The organism is Lachnospira hominis (ex Hitch et al. 2025) (assembly GCF_040096395.1).
Taxonomy (GTDB): Bacteria; Bacillota; Clostridia; order Lachnospirales; family Lachnospiraceae; genus Lachnospira; species Lachnospira hominis.
This window is the reverse complement of the sequence record NZ_JBBMES010000003.1, coordinates 229,562-245,855: the sequence shown is the minus strand read 5'-3', so window position 1 is coordinate 245,855 and position 16,294 is coordinate 229,562. Positions and strand designations below refer to the sequence as shown.

15 protein-coding genes are annotated in these 16,294 nt (G+C 37.8%); all 15 read right to left on the bottom strand.

The features are described 5' to 3' along the window. Positions 1 to 20: 20 nt before the first annotated feature. A complete protein-coding gene (locus WMO38_RS04695) occupies positions 21 to 1,853 on the bottom strand; it encodes a RelA/SpoT-related domain-containing protein (RefSeq protein ID WP_349161730.1) in 1,833 nt (610 codons plus the stop codon). 1 nt (position 1,854) lies between these two features. Further along, positions 1,855 to 2,871 carry an adenosine deaminase gene (add, locus tag WMO38_RS04690; protein WP_349161729.1) on the bottom strand — a complete coding sequence of 339 codons (1,017 nt, stop codon included), beginning with the start codon at positions 2,869 to 2,871 and terminating at the stop codon, positions 1,855 to 1,857. A 139-nt stretch (positions 2,872 to 3,010) separates the two neighbouring features. Further along, positions 3,011 to 3,784, bottom strand: a complete 774-nt coding sequence (gene pflA, locus WMO38_RS04685; RefSeq protein WP_349161728.1) for a pyruvate formate-lyase-activating protein — start codon at positions 3,782 to 3,784, stop codon at positions 3,011 to 3,013. Between the two features lie 137 nt (positions 3,785 to 3,921). Beyond that, positions 3,922 to 5,787, bottom strand: coding sequence for a hypothetical protein (locus tag WMO38_RS04680; RefSeq protein WP_349161727.1), 1,866 nt, complete (start codon positions 5,785 to 5,787; stop codon positions 3,922 to 3,924). Positions 5,788 to 5,878: 91 nt separating this feature from the next. Further along, entirely contained in the window at positions 5,879 to 6,982 is a 1,104-nt protein-coding gene (locus WMO38_RS04675) for an NAD(P)H-dependent flavin oxidoreductase (protein WP_349161726.1), read from the bottom strand. Next, positions 6,960 to 8,675, bottom strand: a complete 1,716-nt coding sequence (gene accD / locus WMO38_RS04670; protein WP_349161725.1) for an acetyl-CoA carboxylase, carboxyltransferase subunit beta — start codon at positions 8,673 to 8,675, stop codon at positions 6,960 to 6,962. Before accD ends, WMO38_RS04675 begins: the two co-directional genes overlap by 23 nt. Positions 8,676 to 8,747: 72 nt before the next feature. Next, positions 8,748 to 10,097, bottom strand: coding sequence for an acetyl-CoA carboxylase biotin carboxylase subunit (locus WMO38_RS04665; protein WP_349161724.1), 1,350 nt, complete (start codon positions 10,095 to 10,097; stop codon positions 8,748 to 8,750). A 77-nt stretch (positions 10,098 to 10,174) separates the two neighbouring features. Further along, on the bottom strand, positions 10,175 to 10,600 hold the full coding sequence (fabZ, locus tag WMO38_RS04660) for a 3-hydroxyacyl-ACP dehydratase FabZ (RefSeq protein WP_021865682.1): 426 nt from the start codon (positions 10,598 to 10,600) through the stop codon (positions 10,175 to 10,177). A 45-nt stretch (positions 10,601 to 10,645) separates the two neighbouring features. Further along, positions 10,646 to 11,092, bottom strand: a complete 447-nt coding sequence (gene accB / locus WMO38_RS04655; protein ID WP_021865683.1) for an acetyl-CoA carboxylase biotin carboxyl carrier protein — start codon at positions 11,090 to 11,092, stop codon at positions 10,646 to 10,648. A gap of 15 nt (positions 11,093 to 11,107) precedes the next feature. Then, entirely contained in the window at positions 11,108 to 12,343 is a 1,236-nt protein-coding gene (gene fabF / locus WMO38_RS04650) for a beta-ketoacyl-ACP synthase II (RefSeq protein WP_435390973.1), read from the bottom strand. Next, complete coding sequence (gene fabG, locus WMO38_RS04645; protein WP_349161723.1) at positions 12,343 to 13,089, bottom strand: 3-oxoacyl-[acyl-carrier-protein] reductase; 747 nt, start codon at positions 13,087 to 13,089, stop codon at positions 12,343 to 12,345. Before fabG ends, fabF begins: the two co-directional genes overlap by 1 nt. Continuing rightward, a complete protein-coding gene (gene fabD, locus WMO38_RS04640; protein WP_349161722.1) occupies positions 13,076 to 13,984 on the bottom strand; it encodes an ACP S-malonyltransferase in 909 nt (302 codons plus the stop codon). The genes fabG and fabD overlap by 14 nt, the downstream gene beginning before the upstream one ends. An 11-nt stretch (positions 13,985 to 13,995) precedes the next feature. Then, complete coding sequence (gene fabK / locus WMO38_RS04635) at positions 13,996 to 14,928, bottom strand: enoyl-[acyl-carrier-protein] reductase FabK (protein ID WP_349161721.1); 933 nt, start codon at positions 14,926 to 14,928, stop codon at positions 13,996 to 13,998. Beyond that, on the bottom strand, positions 14,928 to 15,158 hold the full coding sequence (gene acpP / locus WMO38_RS04630) for an acyl carrier protein (protein WP_021865688.1): 231 nt from the start codon (positions 15,156 to 15,158) through the stop codon (positions 14,928 to 14,930). Before acpP ends, fabK begins: the two co-directional genes overlap by 1 nt. A 65-nt stretch (positions 15,159 to 15,223) precedes the next feature. Then, positions 15,224 to 16,165: a beta-ketoacyl-ACP synthase III gene (locus WMO38_RS04625; protein ID WP_021865689.1), complete on the bottom strand. Its 942-nt coding sequence runs from the start codon at positions 16,163 to 16,165 to the stop codon at positions 15,224 to 15,226. Positions 16,166 to 16,294: the final 129 nt, after the last annotated feature.

Sequence of the window (16,294 nt, the reverse complement as noted above, 5' to 3'; positions counted from 1 at the left end):
AAAACCTATTTATTATATCATTACAGGTCCGCATTTTCAATATTTTTCTCTCTTATTTCAGCAACAAGCTGGCGTCTGTATGCCCTGCAGCCATTTTCATTCCAATACTTCTTCTGTTCAAGCTTAATAACTTCAAATGTAGTGTCAATAATATCGGATTTATAACTTGTTTTCGGATTATCTGTGTCATAGAAAACAGTGATTGAATCTTCACATCTTTCCTTATCAAGTCCATATTCTTCTATAAATCTTCTGCAGCACTCATCACCGTCAATCATTTTTATATGTGCATAATATCCAACAAGATATGCAAAATAATTAACATCAAACTTGTCAATCCATGAATTATCCTTTGCCATAAATACTATGACAGGAAATTTTCTGTCTTTATTATTTATAAGACTGCACATCTCATCATAATTATCACTGCTAACATATTTTACATTTTCTTTGAGTCTTACAACATCGCAGATACCTATATTGTCAGCAATTTCACCATAAAAATTAGGGCGTGAAAACAGAACATTTTCATTATCCCTGTACCTGTCTTTTGGTTCGGCATACTCGTTGCTCACCTTAAATTCTATACCATTATCATTTTTTACCAAAGATGCTTTCGATACCCATATCCTGCTTGCAATCTTTGAATCTATATGCGTTGAACATTCATAAAAGTGCATATTATCTTCATTATATTCTACATTGACAGTATATCCCGGAACACTGCGGTAATAATTATCAACTGTATCAGGTAAATCAGAAAATGCCTCACAATATCTTGAATGTATCCATGCATATATGTATGAAGATGCCTTTTTAAAAGCATCTTTCTCAGATAGATTCGTTGTATCAAGATATGTATCTGCCGTAAATACTTTGTAACTTCCAAGCATATGGAACGGCTCAAACTTCTTTCTCTTTGTAAAATTATCTTCTGTTCCTGACTCATTATCTATAAGTTCAAAGGCCTTATTAAGACGTTCATCATCAGGTCCTATCTGATTGACAATCTTTATTATGTAATTGATTGTAAGCTCAGGTATCTTGTCTGCCGTATTATTCCACAATCTGCTTATAGCAAGCTTTCTGTCAAACTTAAAAAATATTTTTGCAAGTTCTGTATCTTCATCAAACACCTTTTTAAGTTCTGGATGTATAAGCTCATTTGTCATCTTGAGTCTGTAATGGCACCTTATCATGTCTCCCCACTTATGATCTTTGTAATGCTGATGGCCCAGATCTTCAAGAAGCTTGACAACCGAATCATCACACAGTTCAAGAGTTGCAAGAATACTGTTCATTTTTCTTGCAAGAGCTTCATTGCCTTCACCGAAAGCCGAACCTTTATATCTTAAATCATGCTCTATCTCATGCCAGCCCTCAAATGAATTGGTTCTTACCTGGACTTCAAACGTGTCATCTATATAATCCGAAAGCATAGGATTAACTATTGTTTTTGCAAGATAACCCGGAAGCCTGAAAATACCATTTATTTTCATCGCTTTAAATTCATATTCATTTGTTTCTGTCGTCTCCCACACACCGGGAGTTGCAAATAGTGTGTCCAGAAGACTGCGGCATATTGATACATCATCCACAAAATAAAGCATGATTCTTATACCGATTAAATCCTGCATCTTTTTATCTTCATTTTCCGTCCCCGGACGTCTGTAATCTTTAAACTGCAATTTATCAACTGTAGAATCTACCGCTTTCACCCTGTAAGCAATTCTGTAGTAAAATCCAGCTTTTTTTAACTTTTCTTCAATAATACTTAATAAATCAACTCTGACTACATCAGGTACATATATCTGCTCAACACACTCCCTGCAAAAAAGTTCATTTACCTTCATTTTATAAATTACCCCTTAATTTCTCTTTCATTTCATCTGATAAAAATGCGGCATCTATCGCATTATTTACAAATATTCTTCTCATATTCCCATCGTAACCGAACGTATCGCATATAAGCTTCATCTCCGATGCCTCATCAGTTCCCGAAACTGTCATGTTGTCTGTGTTTATTGTAGCTTTAATTTTATTATTTATAATTTTATCTATAGGATAGTCTTTTATATCATTGACAATTTTGGTATTGAGATTGCTTGTCGGACACAACTCCAATGTTATGCCTTTTTCTGCAATAATATTCATCAAATTTTTATCATGTATACAATTTACCCCATGACCTATCCTTGCTGTGCCGTAATCAACAGCCTGTCTGATACTTTCGGGTCCTGCCGCCTCACCCGCATGTATTGTAAAAGGAATCCCCTCAGCTCTCGCATGTGCAAATAGCTTTTCATAATCCGATGTGGGAAACAGGGCTTCTGCCCCCGCAAGGTCAACTGCAACAACCCCATCCGAATCACTGAGAAACTCTGCGGCTATCCTTATTGTCTCCTCATTTTCCCTCTCGTTGCCGTTTCCTCTCATGCAGCACAATATAATATTGCTGTAAAAAGAGGGGATGTCACCTTCTTTTATATTTTCTTTCTGCCTTAATTCATCGAAATATTTTTGTCTTCCTTTCAGGGAAGCTGTTACAACTTCTTCCTGTGAAAGTCCTTTTTTTGTGTGAAGCTGAGGTGCAAAGCGAATCTCACTGTACAAAAGATTCTGTTCCGACTGCCTTTTCATAAGCGAATAAACCGCATATTCTATCGAATCAATGGTCTGTAACAGCATAAGCGGATATTCAAATTTTGTAAGATATTCATTCAAATCACGGCAATCTTTTGAAACCTGAAGTTTTTTAATAAGTATGTCATCGTTTTGAATCTCAATTCCTTGTCTTGCGGCAAGCTCCTTTACAGTTTCAAGTGAGAGCGAGCCATCAAGATGCACATGTAAATCCACTAATCTCTCCATAACTTTTGCACTCCTGCTCAATATATTGTTAAAAAATTCTGTATCAGGTTATAATATTTATATTATACATTTTTTACCGATATAAATCAACTTCCCGGCCATATGAAATGACCGGGAAGCTAAAAATGGGCTAATAATTTTACTGTCTGTTAAGGTAGCCCTTGTATTCACTTGTTTTTAAAATATCATTTGCTTTTTTGATAAGCTCACCATCAGGTGGACTGACACCTTCCAGTGTATAATCGATTCCTAATTCTTTCCACTTAAATACGCCAAGTGTATGATATGGAAGTACCTCAACACGGTCAATTGTCTTTAACGAAGAGATAAAGTCGCTTAATTTCTGTAAATCCTCTTCACCATCAGTATAACCCGGAACTAATACATTTCTAATCCACATCTTCTTGCCGTTATCAGAAAGATATTTTGCCATATCAAGAATATTAGAGTTATCCCACTGTGTTAAATCCTTGTGCTTAACAGGATCAATATGCTTAATATCAAGAAGGAATAAATCTGTATATTTTAAAAGTTCGTTAAATTTGCTAAAGAACGGCTCTTCCCTTGTAAACGGATTACCTGATGTGTCAAGTGTCGTATGAACTCCCTGTTCTTTTGCAAGCCTGAAAAGCTCTGTCACATAATCAATCTGTAAAAGTGCCTCTCCGCCGCTCACAGTTATTCCGCCTGTTTCCTTCCAATAAGCCTTGAATCTCATAGCCTTCTTTAATGTCTCGGCCGGAGTTTCCTCATAGGAGTTCTTGTCATTTAAAGCCCATGTGTCGGGATTGTGGCAGTATCTGCAACGCATACGGCAGCCCTGCAAAAATACGATATACCTCACACCCGGTCCATCTACGGAGCCAAAACTTTCAATTGAATGAATGATACCTTTTATCTCTTTATTTTCCATTAATTATTGTCCCTTTCAGTTTTACATAGTCGGCAACAGCCGCACAGTCCGTACATACACGCACTTTAACACTGTTGTCGCTTTAATCAGAGTATATCATATATTTTTGTATGCTAAAACTGAATCAGACAATGTTTTTAATAAAAAACTGAATTTTTATGTTTCTTTACAATACCAATAACAGTTAATACAAAGCTGCTGATAACAACTGCGAGTAACATAAACGCTAAAGGTGCACTGTCCCCCGTATTAGGTGCAGCTGCCTGCGTACCTGAACCGCTCACGTGAGTCTGTGTAAGCTTTGTTGTTGTAAGAAGATATACAGAACAGTGGTCCTGTTCAACTGTTATAACACCATTTTCATCAACTGCTGCCGACATAATATTTTCGATTGTGCCGTCATCGTAAAGTCTGCTGTAATAAAGTGTACGACCTGCATACTGTGTTCCTACAGGTATCTTGATTTCCGCCTTTGCAGGAAGCTGTCCCGAATATGCGAAATCAATTTTCTGAATAAAGTTTTCTGATGTTACCCCGGCAGGGAGCTTTCCGGCATTTTCAACTTCCTTTACAACTTCTGTTGTAAAATCGTATTTATCAACACCATCAACCTGATTCATAGTACCTTTTTCAAACTTAAACGAAATATCGTTATTAGAATTGATAATTACATCAGAATCCTGATTTTTGTTGATTATCTCGTTGAAATCGTCCGCTTCGACAGTCTTGTCATCTGACGGAATTTCAATTACTTCTTCATCTTTTTTGACATCGTTATTTTTATCATCCGGAGCTGCAGATGAACCGATAAACTCTACCTTTTCATTCTTTACAGACACATTATAAATATTGGTCATCTCCTCGCCGACAGCCTCGTAACCGTCAGGAAGCTTAACATAATATTCGTTAGGATTTTCAATATCAGCAACAGGATTATCAATATCAACAAGACATGTCTCCTGATTATATTCATCAATACCGAAATTTGCGATTATCTTGCAAAGATAGCCCTTAGAATTTTCATATTTTGATACTACGGCATATGCTTCTTCGCCTGTCTTTGTATCTTTTACGAGAGCTGAAGTAGAACCGCTGAGAGAATCTGCACTATACCATTTTACAATCTCGTCTGTCATCTTATAATCAGATGACTTTTCGCTTAACTCTTCTTTTTTAACGCCTATATAGCCTTTGTCGAAACCGTCGTATTTCTTTAACTCATAATAACAATAAGTTACTGTTCCGTCAGATTTTGTTGATTTTAAACAGTCATATTTTGCACTGTCGCCTTCCTTTGTATACACATTACCTTCCCAAGGTTCTAATGTATCGCTGAAATAACCTGCAAATATCATTGTCATTTTTACAGGATGAGTTACTTCTGTCTGAAGCTGTGTACTAATTTTGCTTTCTGCTTTTATTATATCGCTTGTAGTATTTGATGAAGATACGATGGCATTCCGTCCCGAATATACATATACACTACATTCAGGTCCGACAGTAATCACTGATTTTGTATTCTCGGCATTCATATAAATGCCCATTTCATAGGACTTGTTTTCGTTAATGTACAGCGTACCGTTTCCGGTAAGTGTTATGCTTCCGCCCCAGCCATCACCGTATGAAGTAAGTTCTCCGATATGATTTTCACCTTTTATGTTGATTTTGAAATCATCACCCATCATATTCATTGCAATTCTGTTTTTTGTATTATTGTAATTTTCGATTGTAAGGGTGTTTGAAGCTCTGTCGTAAGATATTCCTTCCACTGTTGAAATATCTTTTGAGTTGGCAGAATATATAGTCTTGTATTCTCCCTGCGGATTGCTCGAATCACCATCGTTTCCGACTGAAATATAAGCAAATGCCCAATCACCCGTATCACACGGACCATTTTCTCCCTTTGCCGGAACTAACAGACATGCTGCACACATTAAAAATGCCAGCATGGCCGCCGCAGACAAGCAAAGAAATTTTTTTAATTTTTTGTTTTTTGCACACATAAAAAATCCTCCTTTTGTTGTAATTTTTACAATAGAATATTACAAAAAAAGGAAGATTTATAACAGGTGACATATGTATCAACCCGCATATTTACTGTGATACATTTATCCCAAGTTCCTCAATTACATCTTTTACCGTCTGAAGCCTGCCAATGCTTCCGACTCTGCCTCCGCAGAAAATAAGTCCGTTATCCACATCACCTTTTACCGCATTGATAAGTGCATTGGTTATGCAATATGGTATCTGCGATGGGTTACAGTGTGAAAGACACGAAAGACATTTTTTTACAGGTATATTTTCTTTTTCGATTCTTTGGACAAATTTATTTCTTATCGCCCTGCCCGGCATGCCAACCGGACTTTTTATAATCTGAATATCTTTTTGAGTGGCATTTATATAAGCATTTTTATATTCTGGTGCAGCATCACACTCGTATGTGGCAACAAAACGGCTTGCAACCTGAATCATATCCGCCCCACTCTCTAATACTTTCTGTGCATCTTCTTTTGTGTAAATGCCGCCTCCTGCTGCTATAAGAATTTTTTTTGAAAATTTTTCACTATATTCTTTTACACATTCCGCTACATCTTTTATTATCTTATAAAAATCAACTGCTGCTGGATTCTGTGCTTCATCCTTTGTATAACCTAGATGTCCTCCCGCAAGAGGGCCTTCGACAACCACAATATCCGGACTGTCATTATATTTTGCACTCCAGTGCTTCAATATAAGCTTAGCCGCACGCTGAGATGATACAATAGGTGCTATAAGAGGCTTTTTAACACCCGACATTTCACATTCGTCACGGACAATTCCCGGCAAATCAAGCGGAAGCCCGGCTCCGCATACAATAATGTCCGCACCGCTTCTTACTGCCTGTGCTACATGCTCTTTGTAATGTCTTAACGCAGTCATCACATTCACACCTACAAGTCCACGTCCCTGTGCTATTTCTTTTGCTCTTTTTATCTGTCTGTCTATTGCCCTAAGGCAGCTTTGAAGCGTATTTGTCTCAAAATCAGGTTCTGCAAAACCGGCCTGTGCAGTTGATATAATTCCTATGGCATTACATGATGCAACGGCTCCTGCAAGCCCCGAAAAACTTACTCCTACACCCATCCCGCCCTGCATAAGCGGAATAATATTTTTTTCTTTTAGTAAAATATGTTTATTAAAACTTTCTAAATCTGTCATATCTTTTACAAATAAGCTCCTCCGGCATCATTTTCTGTGTTTTTATAAGAAAATCCGCTATAGCGGTTTTCATATATAATCCAATAAAACCTAATTTTTCTCTTGTCATGATTCCATATTCGGGAATTATCTTTTCTATCACGCCCATGTCCAACAGGTCTTTTGCTGTGATTTTCATATCTTCGCTTGCTTTTTCTGCCATTTTTGCATCTTTATAAAGAATACTTGCAAATCCTTCAGGCGATAGTATTGAATAAATGGAATTTTCCATCATCCATACTTCATCAGCAACAGCCAGTGCCAATGCACCACCGCTTCCGCCTTCGCCTGTCACAATTGTAAGTACAGGCGTTTTTATATCTGACATTTCAAATAGATTATCAGCAATTGCACGACCCTGTCCACGTTCTTCTGCTCCCATTCCCGGATATGCACCCGGTGTATCAACGAAACATATTACAGGTCTGTGGAATTTTTCCGCCTGTTTAATCAGACGCAGTGATTTTCTATACCCCTCCGGTTGTGGCATTCCAAAATTTCTGTATATATTATCCTTTGTATCCATACCTTTCTGGAGTCCGACAACGGTAACGGGCTGCTTGCCGAACATTGCAATTCCTCCAATTATAGACTTATCATCTCCATATAATCTATCTCCGTGAAGTTCGTAAAAATTCTTTGTGAGCCTGTCTATATATTCAAGAGCCGTAGGACGCATGCTGCTTCTTGCCGCCTGCACTTTCTCCCATGAATTCAAATGATTTTTATCTTCATCATATTCATATTCATATTTATATTTCAGTTCATTCATCTTATCACTGAGATATTTTTTATAATCTTCCATTTTATTGTCGCATTTACTGTGAAGCTTTATTATAAGCGACAGTGTCTGCTTCAAATCTTTTCTTTCAACAATATTGTCAATAATTCCGTGTTCAAGAAGAAATTCCGCACGCTGAAATCCCTTAGGAAGTTCCTGTCCTATTGTCTGTCTTATTACACGCGGTCCTGCGAACCCAATAAGAGCCCCTGGTTCCGCAAGAATGATATCTCCAAGCATTGCAAAGCTTGCCGTAACGCCGCCGGTTGTCGGGTCAGTAAGCACCACTGTATACAAAAGTCCTGCCTCATCATGTTTTTTTATTGCAGCACTTGTCTTTGCCATCTGCATAAGAGAAATTATGCCCTCCTGCATCCTTGCGCCGCCTGAACATGTAAATACAATAACAGGAAGTTTTAATTGTGTAGCCTTTTCAAACGCCCTTGTAAGCTTCTCACCGACAACTTTTCCCATGCTTCCCATAAGAAAACGTGTGTCGCAGACCCCTATTACTGTATCTTTTCCGTCTATTTTCCCTTTTCCTGTAACTATTGCTTCGTCAAGCCCTGTTTTAGACTTTAAATCAGCCGTTTTTTGTATATATCCTTCAAAATCACACGGATTTTTTTCTTCTATGCCTGTGTCCCATTCTTCAAACGTGTCTTTGTCTATAACCATTGATATTCTTGTTTTCGCATCTATTTTAAAGTAATATCCGCATGAATGGCACACACAATTATCAAGGAAAAGCTCCTCTGTAAGTATCATCTTTGAGCATTTCGGACATTTGGTAAACAGCCCGTCCGGAACATTAACTTTTCCTTTTTTTGATATATTATCATTATCTTTTTTAAATAAAAAATTAAGATGCATGATGTTCTCTCCTTTTCACAACATCAAAATTCATGTACACAATATACCAGTATAAAATAATACTGATATATATTATATAAAGTCAGGAAATTCCTGTGCAATAAAGTCAGTTGTTATATCACCTGTCTCAAACCGCTTATTATTGCAGATTTCATATTGAAAATCACGATTTGTTGTAATACCATCTATAACTACTTCACCCAGAACGCTTTTCATTTTATTGATTGCCTGTCTGCGATCTTTATCGTGAACTATAATTTTCATAATCATTGAGTCGTAAAACGGTGGAATTGTATATCCTGTATACACTGCCGTATCAACCCGCACTTCATTTCCTCCCGGAATATGCAAATCACTGATTTTTCCAGGACATGGAGCAAATTTTTTATAAGGATTTTCTGCATTAATCCTCATTTCTATTGCAGCACCTGAAAGCTTTACATCCTGCTGCTTTATTGCAAGATGCTCCCCGGATGCTATTTTTATCTGTTCTTTTATAAGGTCAACGCCTGTCATCATCTCTGTGACGCCGTGCTCAACCTGAATTCTCGTATTTACTTCCATAAAATAAAAATTTTTATTTTTATCAAGCAGAAATTCTACAGTTCCGGCATTAGTATATCCTACTGCTCTCGCTGCTTTTACTGCCATCTCGCCCATTTGCTGCCTCGTTTTTTCGTCAAGAGCAGCAGATGGTGATTCTTCAACCATTTTCTGATGATTTCTCTGTATCGAACAATCCCTCTCCCCAAGATGAATTACATTTCCATAATTATCAGCAAGTATCTGAAATTCTATATGACGTGGATTCTCTATATACTTCTCAATATACATAGTACCATCGGCAAATCCATTTATGGCTTCACGCTGTGCATTATTAAACTCTTTTTCAAAATCTTTTTCATCATATACAGCACGCATGCCCTTGCCACCACCACCTAGAGCAGCTTTTATCATAACAGGATACCCGATTGAAGCGGCAATCTCTTTTCCCCTTCCGGCATCCATTACAGGTTCTTTAGTTCCCGGAATAACCGGAACACCTGCTTTTATCATAGTATTTCTTGCTTCCTGTTTATTACCTGTTTTTTCAATTACTTCAGCTGACGGTCCGATAAATGTTATATTACATTTATCACAAAGCTCTGCAAATTTACTGTTTTCAGACAAAAATCCGAATCCGGGGTGAATTGCCTCAGCTCCCGAAGCAACTGTCGCACTGAGTATCCTTTCCATGTTAAGGTAACTGTCAAGAGCCTGTGCCTTTCCTATGCAGACACTTTCATCCGCCAGCTGTGTATGCAGTGCATCTTTATCTGCTTCAGAATAAACTGCCACTGTTCTTATTCCCATTTCCCTGCATGCACGGATTATTCTTACTGCAATTTCGCCTCTGTTTGCAATTAAAACCTTACTAAACATAATATATCTCCATTTTTGTAAATTCTGTAAAACAACAACACAATGCTGCAGGCTTTTACGGAAATTCTGCACATCACTTATTGAATCATAAATGTAAGTTCAGCTGTAAGTGCTGTTTCCCCATCAACTGTTGCAACTGCCTTTCCTATACCGAGAGGTCCTTTCTGTTTTATGATTTCACATTCCATGCGAAGACGGTCTCCCGGAACTACCTTTCTTTTAAATCTTGCATTGTTTATTGCACCAAAATATGCTGTCTTTCCCCTGTTTTCTTCAAGCGAAAGTATCGCAACTGCCCCTACCTGTGCACATGCTTCAATCTGTAAAACTCCAGGCATTACAGGTTCATCAGGAAAATGTCCGCTGAAAAACGGCTCGTCATATGTGACGCATTTATATCCAACAGCACTTTTTCCCGGAATCATGCTTTCAATTGTATCGACAAGCAGAAAAGGATGACGATGTGGAATGATTTCCATAATCTGTTTTGTATTAAGTAACATTTCTGACTCCTTAAATATTTTTATAAACTGACTGCCTATTACATTTTATTCAATAACAAACATCGGCTGACCGTACTCAACCATCTGTTCATTATCTACAAGTATTTCTTTGACAACTCCGTCATACTCACTTTCTATTTCATTCATAAGCTTCATTGCCTCAACAATTCCTAAAACCTGCCCTTTTTTCACTGTATCACCGACACTGACAAAATCTTTTTCATCAGGTGATGCGGCACTGTAAAAAATTCCTACAAGCGGTGATGAAACTACATTTGTACTGTCTACCGCAATATTATCATTCTCATGATGTTCATAAGAACTGTTTTGTTCTTCTTTTGTATTTCTTACAATTGAAAATTCATTATTCTTTATAACCTCGGCCCTGTCTGCCGCAAAAGATAGTTTGGTATTGCCGTCATCGAGCGTAAAGCTTGTAAGCGATGAATCCGACACGGCATTAATAAGTTTAAGCACACTGTCTAATTCCATGATATAAGCCCTCCTTTAAGCAATATATTTTTTTATAAGTATTGAGGCATTATGTCCTCCGAATCCGAGTGAATTGGATATCACTGCATTTACATCGCAATTAATTCCTTTATCCCTGACATAATTAAGGTTCATCTCTTCTTCCGTTTCAGTCAGTCCGACATTCGGATGTATATATCCATCCTGTATTGATTTTACACATGCGATAAACTCGACTGCACCTGCCGCACCAAGAAGATGGCCTATCATAGATTTTGTTGAACTTATCGGAACTCTTTTTGCATCTTCTTTAAATGCTGATTTTATCGCTCTTGTCTCAAATAAGTCATTGTGATGTGTGCCTGTTCCGTGTGCATTAATATAATCTATATCCTCCGGTGCAAGCCCTGCCTCTTTCATTGCAAGTTCCATTGCGTGGGCAGCAGCACTTCCGTCTTCCATCGGCGAAGTGATATGATAAGCATCAGATGTACATCCATATCCTGCTACTTCTGCATAGATATGTGCGTTTCTCTTCAATGCATGCTCAAGTTCTTCAAGAACAACTACACCGGCTCCCTCTCCCATAACAAATCCATTTCTATTTTTGTCAAACGGAAGAGATGCTTTTAACGGGTCTGTTGATTCAGACAATGCCGTAAGTGCTGCAAATCCGCCTATGCCAATAGGTGTAACCGCACTTTCTGTACCTCCTGCGAACATAATATCGGCTTCCCCATGCTGTATGCTTCTGTACGCCTCACCTATTGAATTAGTACCTGTTGCACAAGCAGTTACAACATTTATGCTTTTACCTTTCAACCCAAGCTGTATTGATACATTTCCTGCTGCCATATTAGTTATCATCATAGGAACAAGAAGCGGGTTGATTCTTGATGGTCCCTTTTCGAGAAGTTTTTTGTGGCTGTTTTCCATTGCTGATAAACTGCCAATTCCTGAACCTACTGAAACACCTGCCATATATGCATCTTCATTTTCAATATTAAGTCCTGAATCCTTTAAAGCTTCAAATGCAGCTGCTACTGCATACTGGCTGAACTTTTCCATTCTCCTTGAAGCCTTGAAATCCATACAGTCAGCTGCATTAAATCCTTTTACTTCAGCTGCAAGATGTGCTTTATATTCTGATGAATCAAAAGAAGTTATTGTGTCTATACCAACTGTATTTTTCTTTATCGCATCCCAGAAATCATCTGTATTAAGTCCAATTGGTGTGACTGCACCAAGTCCTGTAACTACTACTCTTCTCATTATATATGCATACCTCCGTCTACAGATATTACCTGTCCTGTTATATATGAAGCATCTTCAGATGCAAGAAATGCAACGCAATTACTTATGTCTTCCACATTGCCCATTCTTTGTAATGGTATATTTTTAAGAATTTCATTTCTGATATTGTCTGAAAGCACTTTTGTCATGTCAGTGTCAACATATCCGGGTGCAACTGCATTTACAGTAATTCCCCTGCTTGAAAGTTCTTTTGCCGCTGATTTCGTAATACCAATAATTCCAGCCTTTGAGGCACTGTAATTTACCTGTCCAGCATTTCCGGAAAGTCCCACCACAGAAGAAATATTGATAATTTTTCCTGACTTTTGTTTTAACATGTATTTTGATACATATTTAGTGCAGTTAAATGTTCCTTTCAGATTGACATCTATTACCCTGTCAAAATCTTCATCAGTCATTCTGAGCATAAGTCCGTCTTTTGTTATTCCGGCATTATTAACAAGAATATCAATTCTTCCAAATTTTTTAATTATTTCATCTATCATGACTTTGACACTTTCACTGTCATTCACACTGCACTTATATTTTTGTGCCTGTCCGCCTGTCGCTGTTATCTCATCAACAGTCTTTTGTGCTGCCTCGTCATTTCCGCTGTAATTAACTATTACTTCTGCACCTTCTGATGCAAAACGCTTGGCTATTGACGCACCGATTCCACGTCCTGCCCCTGTTACCAGCACAATTTTATTTTCAAATCTTTTCATATACCAATCCTTCAACTTTCATGTCCTTTGCAATTCTTTTAACAAATCCTGTGAGTGTATCACCCGGACCGATTTCTATAAATCTGTCAAATCCCGATTCAATCAGCTTTCTTACCGACTGCTCGAATCTGACAGAACCGCTGACCTGTTTTGAAAGAATGCTCTTTATATATTCAGTAGATGTATTTTTATCAATAAGTTCCGCCGTATAATTGGCATAATATGGAATATGTGGATTTTTAATATTTACCTTTTCCAAATCCTTTTTTAATTTTTCTCCTGCCTGTGCAAGCATAGGTGAATGAAACGGTCCGCTTACATTAAGCTTTAGGACTCTTTTTGCTCCCGCATTTTTTAAGTCTTCCATAATTTTTGTTATATTTTCAGCCTCACCTGAAATAACAATCTGTCCCGGACAGTTATAGTTTGCAATCCCTACATTATCTAATCCGCTGCGACATATAACTTCTTCTATTTTACCGGAGTCCAGTCCGATAACGGCTGCCATAGCTCCATGTCCGTCAGGAACCGCTGTTTCCATATAAATTCCACGGTTTCTCACAAGAGACGCACAATCTTCAAAATCTATTGCACCACAGGCTGTCATTGCACTGTACTCCCCAAGGGAAAGCCCGATTGCACAGTCAAATGTCAGACCTTCCTCCACTCCTGCATAAAAAGCTGCCATTTCAGCTGTATACAATGCTATCTGCGTATATTCTGTCTTATCAAGATTTTCATTTTCTTTAAAAATCAGATTAGTCATGTCTAATCCCGTTACATTTTCAGCCTTTTCAAAGCAATCACGGCTCACTTTATATTTTTCATAAAATTCCTGTGACATTCCAATCTTTTGTGCTCCCTGTCCCGGAAACATAATGACTGTCTTTCCCATACGAAACTCCTCTAAAATTTTACACTGTTAAACACTTTATGTGCATCATCCATTATTTCTGTAATTATCTCTTTGCATGTCTGTTCTTTTTTTACCATTCCCGCAACCTGACCGGCCATTACAGTTCCCATTTTTACATCACCATCGACAACTGCTTTACGTAAAGCGCCTAGTGTAAGATGTTCAAGTTCTTCAAATGATACATTTTCTTTTTCCATATTAAGATACTGCCTGGTCATTTCATTTCTTAAAGACCTGACCGGATGTCCCGTACTTCTTCCTGTAACAACAGAATCTATATCCCTTGCTGCTATTATTCTGTCTTTGTAAAGCTGATGAACATCTGATTCTTTGGCAACAACAAAACGTGTTCCCATCTGTACAGCCTCGGCACCAAGCATAAATGCTGCACAGAATCCTCTTGCATCTGCAATTCCACCAGCTGCTACTACAGGAATTGAAACTGCATCAGCCACCTGTGGAACAAGTGTCATTGTAGTCTGCTCACCGATATGCCCACCTGATTCCATTCCTTCAGCTATAACCATATCAGCACCTGCTCTCTCCATAAGTTTTGCAAGTGCAACTGATGCTACAACCGGCATAACTTTAATTCCTGCATCTTTCCACATTTTCATGTATTTTCCGGGATTTCCTGCTCCTGTTGATACAACAGATACTTTCTCTTCAACAACAACCTGTGCAACTTCATCTATATGCTCGCTTAAAAGCATAATATTTACTCCGACTGGTTTATCTGTTATTTCTCTTGTTTTTCTTATTTCACTTCTCACCCATTCTCCCGGTGCATTGGCAGCACCGATGAATCCGATTCCGCCAGCCTTACTCACATTAGCCGCAAGATTTGCATTGGCAACCCATGCCATTCCGCCTTGAATTATCGGATATTCTATGCCAAGAAGCTTTGTTACTCTTGTTTCCATTATGCTATTCCTTTTGCTCCAAGATAATCGATTACTGACTGTATTGTTGTGAGATTTTCAAGTTCGTCTGTAGGAATTTCTGTTGAATATTCCTCCTCAAGGCTCATGATAAGCTCAAATAAATCAAGTGAATCTGCATTAAGATCTTCTTTGAATCTGCTTTCCGGCTTAATGTCATCCTTATTTACTCCAAGCTGCTCTGCTACTAAATCTCTAATCTTTTCAAACATAATAAAAATCCTTTCTTTTTACATTCTTACAGTGAATACTGCAATTTTTAGTAATGACGTTATCGTCAAGATTTATGGCAGTTCCATTTTACAAGAATACTGCCCCAGTTTAATCCTGCACCAAATCCCGCAAATACAAGCAGGTCTTCATTTTGCAGTTTATTTTCACGATTCAGCTCATCAAGCAGAATCGGTATACTGGCTGATGATGTATTTCCGTATCTGGACAGGTTCACCGGAAATCTGTTCATATCTATACCCAATCTTTTTGCTACACTCTCAATAATCCTTACGTTTGCCTGATGTAAAATAAAATATTTTATATCTTCTGCATCTGTATTTTCTTTTTTTAACAATGTATTAATTGTTTCAGGAACTTTTTTTACCGCAAACTTAAATACTTCCTGCCCATTCATTACTATATTTTCATTTCTTTTTGCGGTAAGAACTTCTCCTAGCATTCCTTCATTGTGTAAATCGACTGATTTCACACCTTCTTGCTCACTGCTTTCAACAACACATGCTCCTGCACCGTCGCCAAAAAGGATACATGTACTTCTGTCCTTCCAGTCTGTTATTCCAGACATTTTTTCACTGCATACAATGAGAACTTTCTTATACATTCCTGCCTCAATGTAAGCTTTTGCGGCAGATAATGCCATAATAAATCCCGAACACGCCGCACTTATATCAAAGCACACTGCATTTATTGCACCTGTATTCTTCTGGATTATTGATGAGCAATTAGGAAACAGATAATCAGGTGTTGAAGTAGCTGCTATTATCAAGTCAATATCCTCTGAATTAATCCCTGCATTATCAAGTGCCTTTAATGCGGCATTGACTGCCATATCAGCAACATCACCCGATTTTTGTATTCTTCTCTCACTGATACCCGTTCTCGTTACAATCCACTCATCATCAGTTTCAACCATTGTTGAAAGTTCCTGATTCGTAAGTATGTACTCAGGAATATAACTTCCCGTTCCAATAATCGTAGCTTTCATAAATACATATCTGTCACTTTCCGCAGAACAATTACTGCTTTTTAGTTTGATAATCTTATATTTTGATTATCTTACTTTGATTATCAAACAATTATTTTTATATCACAACTCTATATGTGCTGTCAACAA